At 67.8% G+C, this 11,062-nt stretch carries 10 protein-coding genes; 7 read left to right on the top strand and 3 right to left on the bottom strand.

What is annotated here, in order from left to right:
* Positions 1–22: 22 nt before the first annotated feature.
* Positions 23–1,480, bottom strand: coding sequence for a bifunctional aminoglycoside phosphotransferase/ATP-binding protein (locus HPC46_RS20675; RefSeq protein WP_179473336.1), 1,458 nt, complete (start codon positions 1,478–1,480; stop codon positions 23–25).
* 133 nt (positions 1,481–1,613) lie between these two features.
* Between HPC46_RS20675 and HPC46_RS20670 the strand changes: the two genes are divergently transcribed.
* The gene (locus HPC46_RS20670; RefSeq protein WP_179473334.1) at positions 1,614–2,597 is read left to right on the top strand and encodes an Acg family FMN-binding oxidoreductase; all 984 of its coding nucleotides are present in this window, start codon (positions 1,614–1,616) and stop codon (positions 2,595–2,597) included.
* Between the two features lies 1 nt (position 2,598).
* Here the strand turns inward: HPC46_RS20670 and HPC46_RS20665 are convergent, their stop codons facing one another.
* Positions 2,599–3,225 carry an SRPBCC family protein gene (locus HPC46_RS20665; RefSeq protein WP_179473332.1) on the bottom strand — a complete coding sequence of 209 codons (627 nt, stop codon included), beginning with the start codon at positions 3,223–3,225 and terminating at the stop codon, positions 2,599–2,601.
* 122 nt (positions 3,226–3,347) lie between these two features.
* Between HPC46_RS20665 and HPC46_RS20660 the strand changes: the two genes are divergently transcribed.
* The 6 genes from HPC46_RS20660 to HPC46_RS20635 all read left to right on the top strand — a co-directional run bounded on the left by HPC46_RS20660 (position 3,348) and on the right by HPC46_RS20635 (position 10,044).
* Positions 3,348–3,632, top strand: a complete 285-nt coding sequence (locus HPC46_RS20660) for a dsRBD fold-containing protein (RefSeq protein WP_179473330.1) — start codon at positions 3,348–3,350, stop codon at positions 3,630–3,632.
* 3 nt (positions 3,633–3,635) lie between these two features.
* The gene (locus tag HPC46_RS20655; protein ID WP_179473328.1) at positions 3,636–5,675 is read left to right on the top strand and encodes an erythromycin esterase family protein; all 2,040 of its coding nucleotides are present in this window, start codon (positions 3,636–3,638) and stop codon (positions 5,673–5,675) included.
* A 3-nt stretch (positions 5,676–5,678) separates the two neighbouring features.
* Entirely contained in the window at positions 5,679–6,650 is a 972-nt protein-coding gene (locus HPC46_RS20650; RefSeq protein ID WP_179473326.1) for a 1-phosphofructokinase family hexose kinase, read from the top strand.
* Positions 6,651–6,730: 80 nt separating this feature from the next.
* Positions 6,731–7,600 carry a universal stress protein gene (locus HPC46_RS20645; RefSeq protein WP_179473324.1) on the top strand — a complete coding sequence of 290 codons (870 nt, stop codon included), beginning with the start codon at positions 6,731–6,733 and terminating at the stop codon, positions 7,598–7,600.
* Positions 7,601–7,633: 33 nt separating this feature from the next.
* Positions 7,634–8,281, top strand: a complete 648-nt coding sequence (gene dosR / locus HPC46_RS20640) for a hypoxia response regulator transcription factor DosR/DevR (protein ID WP_179473322.1) — start codon at positions 7,634–7,636, stop codon at positions 8,279–8,281.
* A 35-nt stretch (positions 8,282–8,316) separates the two neighbouring features.
* On the top strand, positions 8,317–10,044 hold the full coding sequence (locus HPC46_RS20635; protein ID WP_179473320.1) for a GAF domain-containing sensor histidine kinase: 1,728 nt from the start codon (positions 8,317–8,319) through the stop codon (positions 10,042–10,044).
* A 7-nt stretch (positions 10,045–10,051) separates the two neighbouring features.
* On the opposite strand, the gene HPC46_RS20630 is transcribed toward HPC46_RS20635, so the two are convergent.
* Positions 10,052–10,933 carry a universal stress protein gene (locus HPC46_RS20630; RefSeq protein ID WP_179473318.1) on the bottom strand — a complete coding sequence of 294 codons (882 nt, stop codon included), beginning with the start codon at positions 10,931–10,933 and terminating at the stop codon, positions 10,052–10,054.
* Between the last annotated feature and the right edge of the window lie 129 nt (positions 10,934–11,062).

The following is an 11,062-nucleotide window of genomic DNA, read 5'->3' as shown; positions in this document are numbered from 1 at the left end:
GGTCTCCTCGAACAGTGGTGGGTCAGATACCCAGGATGCAGACATCCCGGGCTTCGGCCACAGAAACGGCGTGCGGCCGGGTGGTGTCGAGGCGATGCGCGCCTGCCCACACGCCCTCGTCTCGGTCGGCCAGGGCAGTGGTGATCTCCGGGGTCACCTGGGATGCGGTTTCGGTGCGTCCGCGTACCCGGGCGACGGCAGCATCCAGCGGTGCGGCGCAGGCGAACTCGAGCGGCACCGCCACGTTGTCGGCGGCCAATTGCCGAGCTTGTTCGCGATGGCGCGGATCCTGCCACGTGCCGTCGAGGACGACGCTGCGACCTTCGCACAGCGCCAGGTGAGCCCGGCGCAGCACACCGCTGTACACCGCGTCGATGTTCTCCGGCGTGTACAGACCTCCGTCGAGCGTCCCCGGCTCGCCGGTGATTTCACCGAGCCGGACCATCTCGGCACGGACGTCGTCGGTGGAGATCACCTGTGCGCCAATCTCTTCGGCAAGCGAACGGGCCAGCGTCGTCTTACCCGTTCCCGGCCCGCCGCCGACCAGGATCAGGCGGACTGCACCAGCGCGCAGGTGATCGCGGGCGATCTCGAGATGACGCCGGGCATCCGCGGCGGCGCCGTCACGCCCCTGGCTGTGACGCACGCAGTCGACCTTCGCGCGCACGACCGCACGGTAGGCGATGTAGAAGTCCCGCAACGAGACCGGCGCGTCGTCATCGGCCAACTCGGCATATCTGCTCAGGAACAACGCGGCAAGGTCGGGACGGCCGAGGAATTCCAGGTCCATGGCCAAGAACGCGGCATCGTCGATGATATCGACGTAGCGGAGATGGTCATCGAATTCCAAGCAGTCCAGCAGCGCCGGACCCTCCTCGAGACAGAAGATGTCGTCGGCCAGCAGATCGGCATGACCGTCGACCATCTTGCGCGCACCGATTCGCCTGGCGAACAGCACCGCGCGTCCGGCGATGAAATCGTTTGCCAACCGGTCGATTTCCCCCACAAGGCCCGGGTCCAGACCCGGGACCCCGCCGCCGGCATAGCGCTGCAGCTCGGCGAGATTCTCCTGCCAGCGCGCGGTGATCGCGTCCACCCGGCCCTGCGCATCAACCTCACGGCCGCGGGAGGCCGACGCGTGGAAGCGGCAGAGCACCAGCGCCACCGCGGACAGGTGATCGGCCACCGGCTCGCCGCCACGCACCATCGTCGACAACCGCAGCTCGTCGGGATGGCGGACCATGACGATGACCGGCTCGGAATCACCGCCAGGTGCGCTGAAGTGGCCGACGCCCAGATAACTGTCGGGTGCCAGCCGGCTGTTGAGGGCGAGCTCGTGGGCGCAGGCCTGCTCACGGCGTTCGCGGGTGGAGAAGTCGAGGAAATCGGTGACGACGGGCTTCTTGATCTTGTATGCCCGATCGCCCACCAAGAACACCATTCCGGTGTGGGTTTCAGCGATCTGTGGCTGGGATCCCATGAGTCCGATCCTCGCCCCGCAGCCACCGTGGCCACAGCGGTCCTCCGGCCACAACTGAAGTGACTTCCGGCCCCTGTCGCCGCGACCTCTCACTCCTAGGCTTTATCCCAGGACAGAAAGCGGGTGATAGCCCATGGCCAAATCGGCACCCGACCCCCAGGTGATGGCGAACGCGGTGGAACTGGCCTGCCGTGCGCCGTCGGTGCACAACAGCCAGCCGTGGCACTGGGTGGCCGAAGGGTCCTCGCTGAAACTGTTTCTCGAAGCCCACCGGGTACCGCATGCCACCGACCTGTCGGGCCGGGAGGCGATCATCAGCTGCGGCGCAGTGCTCGACCATCTGAAGGTCGCCGTCGCGGCCGCCGGGTGGCAGGCGAACATCGCCCGGTTTCCCAACCCCAATGCGCCCGAACATCTGGCCACCGTCGACTTCAGCCCGCTGGAGTTCGTCACCGATGCGGAGCGTGCCCGCGCCGACGCCATCCTGACCCGGCATACCGACCGGCTGCCGTTCGCTCCCCCACCCAACTGGACCGCGTTCGAACAGGTGCTGGCCGACGTGATCGACGGTGAACAGGCCGCACTGCACGTGCTGCCCGACACGGTGCGGCCACAGCTGGCCGAGGCGTCCCGGCTGACCGAGTCGTTGCGCCGCTACGACTCCTCCTACCATGCCGAATTGCACTGGTGGACAGCACCCTACGAGGTATCCGATGGGGTGCCGTACAGCAATTTGGTGTCGGTGGCCGAGCGCGACCGTGTCGACGTTGCCCGCGCTTTTCCGGCGGGTGAGCTTCCCGACCGGCGGCCCGAGGTCGACCATGACCAGTCCAAGATCGTCGTGCTGTCGACCTACGGAGACTCCCGCCGCGACGCGCTGGGCTGCGGCCAGGCGCTCTCGACGGTGCTGCTGGAAGCAACCCTGGCCGGCCTGGCCACCTGCACGCTGACGCACATGACCGAACTGGAAGCCAGTCGCGATGTCGTGCGCGCCCTGACCGGAGCCGACGACGATCCGCAACTGCTGATCCGCATCGGACTGGCCCCGTCGATCGCCCAGTTGCCGCCGGCCACACCGCGGCGTCCACTGTCGGACGTGCTGGAATTCCGCGACTGACCTAGCGTGCGGCCTCCGCACGACGCTTGATGCCGAGCATCATCCCGCGGGTCATCAGCGACACGACCGGCCCGGACAGTTCGGAGCCGAGCACCTCACCGGGCCTGCGCAGGCCCGAACGGCTGCGCACCAGAAGCCGGCAGCGGTCCTCCCAACGTGGCATGACGTGAAACGACCACACGCCGTCCCACGGCATGCTGGCCGGATCGATCCGCAGCACGATCGACTGACCCTCGATGATCTGCGCCACCGGCAGCGCCAGCCCGTCGCGCAAACCCATCCAGCCGCGGGGCACCAGTCGGACGACGTCGCCGACGGCAAGCCGCTGCCATTCGTCATGAATGCGATCGGCGTTGCGGATCTTGAGCCCGACGAGGTTCTCCAGGGCCTCATAGCTGTACAGACCGCCGCGATCCTGGCCCATCTGGACCAACCACGGCCACACCGCATCAGGGGGCGCGTCGATCCACACGCCCTCGGTGGTCTGGACCGCCGGGCGCGCGACCAGTTCGTCGCCGGGAAGCGGTGTTTCACACTCCGCCTTGGTGGTGCCCCAATTGCGGTAGAAACGCCGGGCCCCATACAGTCCGGCCCCGGCGAGCGCCGTTGTGACCACGCTCTTCCACATGCCTCCAGTCTTGCCGACAACCGCGGCGAACCGTAGGGCCTTCTGCCCACCGCCACAGGACTTCGGTCCCTACCGACGCGCCGAGCCGGGTGGTCGGATCGAAGTGAACGAGGGGGACTGAAATGGAACACGACGAGACCAAGCATTCGACCGTGATGATCGCCGTCGATGAGGACGCCGACCGCACCCGCGCCACCGCCCATTTGCCCTGGCGGAGCACAACACTGGTAGGGATGGGCATCGCCCGCATGGACGCCGGCGACGCGCATGCAGTCGAACTCCGCGACGAAGTGGCCGTCGCGCGGGCGCTGTCGAATCTGGCCAACCAGCTCTTCGCCACGTCGATGTCGGAGATCGACGGTGCGGCCGTCTGGCGGCCGCCGTTGGCGGCATTTCAACGGAGGTAGACGATGACCAGGTCCACCGGGGTTCGCCGGCAACAACCGCGCCGGGTGTTCAAGGACAGGCGGGAGGCGGGTCAGGTACTCGCCGGCCTGCTGCAGGCGTACCGGGGGCGGCCCGACGTCGTGGTGCTGGGCCTGGCCCGCGGTGGAATTCCGGTCGCCTATGAAGTGGCCAGTTCGTTGGGTGCTCCGCTGGACGCCTTCATCGTCCGTAAGCTCGGCGCGCCGGGCCACGAGGAGTTCGCCGTCGGCGCGCTGGCCAGCGGCGGACGGGTAGTCGTCAACGACGACGTGCTGCGCGGTTTGCGCGTCACCCCGCAACAGCTGCGGGAGATCGCTGAACGCGAGGCACGCGAACTGGTCCGGCGCGAGGCGGCCTATCGGGAGGGTCGGCCGCCGGTACAGGTCACCGGCAAGACGGTGATCATCGTCGACGACGGTCTGGCGACCGGGTCCAGCATGCACGCGGCCGTCCAGGCGCTGCGCGAATCAGAACCCGCCGAGATCGTGATCGCGGTGCCCGCCGCACCGGAATCCACCTGCCGGGAGTTCGCCGGGCTGGTCGACGACGTCGTGTGTGCCTCGATGCCGACGCCGTTCCTGGCGGTGGGTGAATCTTTCTGGGATTTCACCCAGGTCACCGACGACGAGGTGCGCGAACTGCTGGCACGACCCACCGCGGGCCGCCCCGTGCCGCCGGCCGTGGAGCGCGCCGCCGACGCCGTCGCCGCCGCGGCGATCGACTCCCCCGGCGGGATGCCGCCGGGCGAGGTGCTGGACGAGCTGATCGGTGATGCGCGCGTGGTGCTGATCGGCGAGAGCTCGCACGGCACCCACGAGTTCTACGAGGCCCGCGCCGAGATCACCAAGTGGCTGATCGAGCACAAGGGCTTCAATGCCGTTGCTGCAGAGGCTGATTGGCCCGACGCCTACCGAGTCAATCGCTATGTGCGGTGGTTGAGCGACGACTCGACGCCAGAAGAGGCGCTGCGCGGTTTCGAGCGGTTCCCGGCCTGGATGTGGCGCAACACCGTGGTTCGCGATTTCGTCGGGTGGCTGCGTTGGCACAACGGGCGGTGTGCGGCCGACGGCCGCAGGCAGACCGGGTTCTACGGGCTGGACCTCTACAGTCTGCATCGCTCGATGCAGGAGGTCGTCGCCTACCTCGACACCGTCGACCCGAAGGCCGCGGCGCGCGCCAGGCACCGCTACGCGTGTTTCGACCACTCCACCGGTGAGGATGGCCAGGCCTACGGTTATGCCGCGGCCTTCGGCGCCGGCGCGTCGTGTGAACGCCAGGCCGTCGAACAACTGGTCGAGATGCAGCGCGATGCACTGGCATACCTGGCCAGCGACGGCCGGCTCGCCGAGGACGAGCTGTTCTACGCCCAGCAGAACGCGACGACGGTGCGCGATGCCGAGGCGTATTACCGCGGCATGTTCGGCGGCCGGGTCACCTCGTGGAACATGCGCGACGAACACATGGCGCAGACCCTGGGCGCGCTGCTCGCCCATCTTGACAGGCACGCCGGTGCAGAACCTGCGCGAATCGTGGTGTGGGCGCACAACTCTCACGTCGGCGATGCTCGCGCTACCGAAGTCTCCGCCGACGGGCAGCTGACCATCGGCCAACTGGCCCGCGAGCAGTACGGCGAGCAGTGCCGGCTGATCGGCTTCTCGACATTCGAGGGAACCGTGACCGCGGCCAGCGACTGGGGCGGCATCGCTGAGCGCAAGGTCGTGCGCCCGGCGCTGCCGGGAAGCATCGAGGAACTGCTGCACGAGACGGGCAAGGCGGCGTTCCTGGTGCCCATGCACGACAGCTCACCCGCCGCGAGGGCGCTGGAGGTGGTCCGGCTCGGGCGGGCGATCGGCGTGATCTACCTCCCCAGAACCGAACGGCAGAGCCACTATTTCCACGTGCGCCCATCCGATCAGTTCGACGCGATGATCCACATCGACAAGACCCGCGCCCTGGAGCCCCTGGAGCCGAACAGCGTGTGGATTGCCGGGGAGAACCCCGAAACCTACCCGAGCGGTTTGTAACCGATGAACGAACTCGCCGTCGCGGGGCATCGGATCGTCACTCTCACGATGAATCCCGCCCTGGACATCACCACGAGCACCGAGGTGGTGCATTCGACCGACAAGTTGCGTTGCGCCGCAGCGCGTTACGACCCGGGTGGCGGCGGAATCAACGTCGCGCACGTGGCCGAGGTGCTCGGAGCGGCTACCACCGCGGTGTTCCCCGCCGGCGGGCCGGCCGGTGAAATGGTGCACAACCTGCTCGTCGCCGAGGGACTCACCGTGCACCGGATCAAGATCGGCGGCTCGACGCGGGAGAGTTTCACCGTCGACGAGCGCTCCACCGGTAAGCAGTACCGGTTCGTGCTGCCCGGGCCGGAACTCACCCTCGCCGAGCAGACCGAGTGCCTGCTTCAGTTGCGCATCGCGGCTGCCTCGGCAGCCATCGTGGTGGCCAGCGGCAGCCTGCCCCCCGGCGTCCCGCCGGACTTCTACCAGCAGGTGGCCAATCTGTGCGCCGATCTCGGCGCGATCTTCCTGCTGGACACGTCCGGTGGCGGCCTGCGGCACGTCAACTCGGGGGTGTGCCTGCTCAAGCCCAGCCTGCGTGAGCTACGCGAATGCGTAGGGCGTGAGCTGGCCACCGAAAGCGAGCAGTTGGCCGCGGCCCACGAACTGATCGACCGCGGCTGCGCCGACAACGTGCTGGTCTCGCTCGGGTCGCAGGGCGCGCTGCTGGCCACCGCGCAGGGCGGGAACCGGTTCCCGCCGGTGCAAGTGCCCTCGGGCAGCGGCGTCGGAGCCGGCGACGCGATGGTGGCCGGCGTCGCGGTCGGCCTGACCCGCGGCTGGCCGCTGACCAAGGCGGTGCGGCTGGGAATCGCCACCGGTGCCGCGATGCTGCTGACCCCGGGTACCGCGCCGTGCACCCGCGAGGACGCTGAACGCTTATTCGACCTGACCGACAATCCAGGCGACCTGAGTCGCCCCAGTTAGGGACTTTCTTCCCTGATAGACGCAGTGCGGCAGCGATAACGTCGTCACAATAGAAAGCTGCCGTCCCCGGGGAGCTACCCATGCCCGAATCGTTCACACCGCCGTCGATCGTCGTCGGCATCGACGGGTCGAGGGGCGCCGTGCGAGCCGCAGTGTGGGCCATCGACGAGGCCGTCAGCCGCGATATCCCGCTGCGACTGCTGTACTCGATCGACCCGCTCGGGCCCGATCCGGTCGCCTCGCAGGAGGCCGCGAGCCAGCAGGCCAGTGCCGAACTGGCGGTGCGGTATGCGGCCGACGCGGTCGAAGCCACCCAACGGCCGGTCAAGGTCGAGATCGACATCCTGCCCGGCCGCCCGGTCGCCACACTGGTGGAAGCATCCCGCACGGCGGCGATGATCTGCGTCGGAGCGGTGGGGCTCAAGCACTTCGACCACGACCGCATCGGGTCGACGGCCACGGCGCTGGTCACCGCCGCACACTGCCCGATCGCGATCGTGCGCGGCTCGGAGCGAACCGCCGACCCGGGCCCCGGATGGGTCGTCGTCGAACTCGACGAATCACCCGACAGCGCGGCAGTACTCCAATTCGGGGTGCAGGAGGCCCGATTGCGCAACGCCCCGCTGCGGGTGCTCAGTTCGTGGCAGTCGCGCTTCACCGATGTGCACGACTCGCATGCGGTGTCCGACGGTAACCGGATGGTGCGCGCCCAGCTCGATCGCCGGCTGTCGCACTGGAAGCATCAATACCCCGATCTCGATGCGCGGCCGGTCGCGATCCACGGCAGCGTGCTGAACTATCTGGCCAAGCACGGCGAGGAGATCCAGCTGGTCGTGGTGGGTGCGCGCAACGCGGGCGGCATCGAGGAACTGTTCGGCCCGACCGGGTCAGCGGCGATGCACAACACCGACTGCTCGGTTTTGGTGGTCGACCGTCAGCGCTTGTTGTGACCCTTTGCCGCTGATGCCCGTTACTGTTGGCAGATGGTCAAGGTCTTTCTCGTCGACGACCACGAAGTCGTTCGCCGTGGACTGATCGATTTGTTGTCCACCGATCCCGAGCTCGAGGTGATCGGTGAGGCGGGGTCTGTCACCCAGGCGCTGTCGCAGATCCCCGCGCTGGCGCCCGACGTCGCGGTGCTCGACGTCCGCCTGCCCGACGGCAACGGCATCGAATTGTGCCGCGACCTGCTCTCCAAGATGCCTGACCTGCGGTGCCTGATGCTGACGTCGTTCACCTCGGACGAGGCGATGCTGGATGCCATCCTCGCCGGCGCAAGCGGTTACGTCGTCAAGGACATCAAGGGTATGGAGTTGGCCCAGGCGATCAAGGATGTCGGTGCGGGCCGTTCCCTGCTCGACAATCGGGCGGCCGCGGCACTGATGGCCAAGCTGCGCGGTGCCGCCGAGCGGGCCGACCCGCTTTCGGGTCTCACCGAACAGGAGCGGGTACTGCTGGGTCTGCTCGGCGAAGGGCTGACCAACAAGCAAATCGCCGCGCGGATGTTTCTGGCCGAGAAGACGGTGAAAAACTACGTTTCACGATTGCTGGCAAAACTCGGCATGGAGCGCCGCACGCAGGCCGCGGTCTTCATCTCCAAGCTGGACCACAACCAGCACACCGAAGACTAAGCACCGCCACCGATCTGGTGGCAGCATGGTGCTTTGTGACCGATGACAACGTCGGGTCGGGGGGGAATCGCACACCGGCGCCGCCGCTGCGCGACACACTCGGGCAGCTGCGGCTGCGTGAGCTGCTGGTGGAAGTCCAGGACCGGGTCGAACAGATCGTCAAGGGCCGGGATCGGCTCGACGGGCTGGTCGAGGCCATGTTGGTCGTGACGTCGGGCCTCGAGCTGGATGTCACGCTGAAGACCATCGTCGACACCGCCATCGACCTCGTGGACGCCCGCTACGGCGCCCTGGGCGTGCGCGGCGACGACGACGAGCTGGTCGAGTTCATCTACGAAGGCATCGACGAGGAGACCCGGGAACGCATCGGGCCGTTGCCGTCGGGCCGCGGCGTGCTCGGCCATCTGATCGACGAGCCCAAGCCGATCCGGCTGGACAACATTCTTCAGCACCCCGCCTCGGTCGGGTTCCCGCCGAATCATCCGCCGATGCGTACGTTCCTGGGTGTCCCGGTGCGCATCCGCGACGAGGTGTACGGCAACCTGTACCTCACCGAAAAGGTCAATGGGCAACCATTCAGCGAGGACGACGAGGTTCTGGTCGAAGCGCTGGCCGCCGCGGCGGGCATCGCCATCGACAACGCCCGGCTCTATGAGCAGTCCCGGACCCGGCAGTCATGGATCGAGGCCACCCGCGATATCGGCACCGAGCTACTGCGAGGCGCGGACCCGGCACAGGTGTTCCGGCTCATCGCCGATCAGGCACTCAAGCTCACAGCCGCCGACGCGGTCCTCGTCGCGGTGCCGACCGACACCGAACTGCCCACCGATCGCGTCAGCGAGCTGCTCGTCGTGGAGACCGCCGGGGTGATCGGCCACGCGCAGTCGATGGAACCGATCACAGTGGCCGGCAGTGTCATCGGCGAGGCTTTCGCGACTCGCACGCCGAGGCGCTTCGACAACATCGGCGACGACCTGGCGGCCATGCCCGGGGCGGGGCCCGCGATGGTCCTGCCGCTGCGCACCACCGAGACCGTCGTGGGCGTGGTGGTGATCCTCCGCCGCCGCGGCAGGCAGAGCTACAGCGACCAGAAGCTGGACATGATGGCGGGTTTCGCCGATCAGGCCACGCTGGCCTGGCAGCTGGCCAGCACGCAGCGTCATCTGCGGGAGCTCGACGTGCTCTCCGATCGTGACCGGATCGCCCGCGATCTGCACGACCACGTGATCCAGCGGTTGTTCGCTGTCGGGTTGACGCTGCAGGGCACGATTCCACGGGCCAAGGTGCCCGAGGTGCAGCAACGACTGGTCACCACGGTCGACGAATTGCAGGGCGTCATCCAGGAAATCCGGACGGCGATCTTCGACCTGCACGGCGGGTCGGCGGGATCCACCCGGCTGCGCCAGCGCCTCGACGACGCGGTCGGCGCGTTCGCCGATTCGGACGTGCGCATCACGGTCCAGTACGTCGGGCCGCTGTCGGTGATCGAGGCACCGCTGTCCGACCATGCCGAAGCGGTGGTCCGCGAGGGGATCAGCAATGCGGTGCGCCACGCGAACGCCGACACCGTGACCGTCACCGTCCGGGTCGAGGATGAGCTGGCGATCGACGTGGTCGACGACGGGTGCGGGATGCCCGACGATGTGACTCCCAGCGGGTTGATCAACCTGCGCCGCCGCGCCTACGAGGTCGGCGGGGATTTCACCGTGGGCAACGCGCCCGATGGTGGGACCGCTTTGCGGTGGACGGCACCGCTGCCCTGATCGCGCCTCAGCGCGCCACAATCACCGGCATCCGCGCACCGTGCACGACCGCGGTGCTGACCGAGCCGAGCATCATCCCGGCGAATCCGCCGCGGCCATGGCTTCCGACGACCACGAGCTGGCCCGACTCCGACTGCTCGACGAGCTGATGAGCCGGCCGATCGGCGACGACCACGCGGCGCACGGGCACGTCGGGGTAGCGCTCCTGCCATCCCGCCAGCCGTTCGGCGAGCGTCTCCTCGCCGATGGATTGCATGCTCGACCAATCGATGCCCGGAAATTCGAAGACGCCGGTATCGCTCCAGGCATGCACCGCGACGAGATCGACCCCTCGGTACGAGGCCTGCTCGAACGCGATCCCCAGCGCCCGCTCCGATGCCGGTGATCCGTCGACTCCCACGATCACCGGCGCTTCCGAGGGTTGCGACGTGAGCGGATCCTCGTCGTGGATGATCGCCACCGGGCAATGCGCATGATGAACCAGCCCGGTGCTGACCGAACCGAGCAGACTCCGCGCGAGCGCACCGCGCCCACGGCAGCCGACCACGATCAGCTGTGCGTCCTTGGACAGATTCACCAGCGTCGACACCGCGGGACCGGAGACCATCTCGGTCGTGACCTCGACCGGGTGGTCCCCGGTGGCGTCCTCGACGAGCTTCGATGCGCTGTCGAGGATTTCGCGACCCGAATCCTCCTGCCATTGCAGGTAACCCGACGGTATCGGCACTTCGGGGAAGGTCATCACCGCGGGGGGAATGAGGACATGTACCAGCGTGACCGACAATCCGCGCCGCGCGGCGTCGCGCGCGGCCCAGTCGACGGCCACCTTCGAGGCCGCGGATCCATCGACCGCTACCAGGATTTCGTATTTCGTTGCAGAAGTTGACATCTGATGCTCCTTCCGACTCGTCGCGCGACCCATCGCCGGTGCCGGTGCCGCAGCAGTGTCGCCACCCACCACGCTAGGCCCATCAATCCTGGTGATCATGGGGCGTTGGTCCCCTCCGTGATGGCCACA

Source organism: Mycolicibacterium vinylchloridicum (assembly GCF_013404075.1).
Classification (GTDB): Bacteria; Actinomycetota; Actinomycetes; order Mycobacteriales; family Mycobacteriaceae; genus Mycobacterium; species Mycobacterium vinylchloridicum.
The sequence above is the reverse complement of the archived record's forward strand: the minus strand, read 5'-3'. Positions and strand labels throughout refer to the sequence as shown.

Excerpts from the sequence above, each read along its gene's own strand:
- HPC46_RS20630 (WP_179473318.1), bottom strand. The coding sequence starts at position 10,933 with ATGTCAACTTCTGCAACGAAATACGAAATCCTGGTAGCGGTCGATGGA.
- HPC46_RS20650 (WP_179473326.1), top strand. The coding sequence starts at position 5,679 with ATGAACGAACTCGCCGTCGCGGGGCATCGGATCGTCACTCTCACGATG.
- HPC46_RS20660 (WP_179473330.1), top strand. The coding sequence starts at position 3,348 with ATGGAACACGACGAGACCAAGCATTCGACCGTGATGATCGCCGTCGAT.
- HPC46_RS20670 (WP_179473334.1), top strand. The coding sequence starts at position 1,614 with ATGGCCAAATCGGCACCCGACCCCCAGGTGATGGCGAACGCGGTGGAA.
- dosR (WP_179473322.1), top strand. The coding sequence starts at position 7,634 with ATGGTCAAGGTCTTTCTCGTCGACGACCACGAAGTCGTTCGCCGTGGA.
- HPC46_RS20655 (WP_179473328.1), top strand. The coding sequence starts at position 3,636 with ATGACCAGGTCCACCGGGGTTCGCCGGCAACAACCGCGCCGGGTGTTC.
- HPC46_RS20645 (WP_179473324.1), top strand. The coding sequence starts at position 6,731 with ATGCCCGAATCGTTCACACCGCCGTCGATCGTCGTCGGCATCGACGGG.
- HPC46_RS20665 (WP_179473332.1), bottom strand. The coding sequence starts at position 3,225 with ATGTGGAAGAGCGTGGTCACAACGGCGCTCGCCGGGGCCGGACTGTAT.
- HPC46_RS20675 (WP_179473336.1), bottom strand. The coding sequence starts at position 1,480 with ATGGGATCCCAGCCACAGATCGCTGAAACCCACACCGGAATGGTGTTC.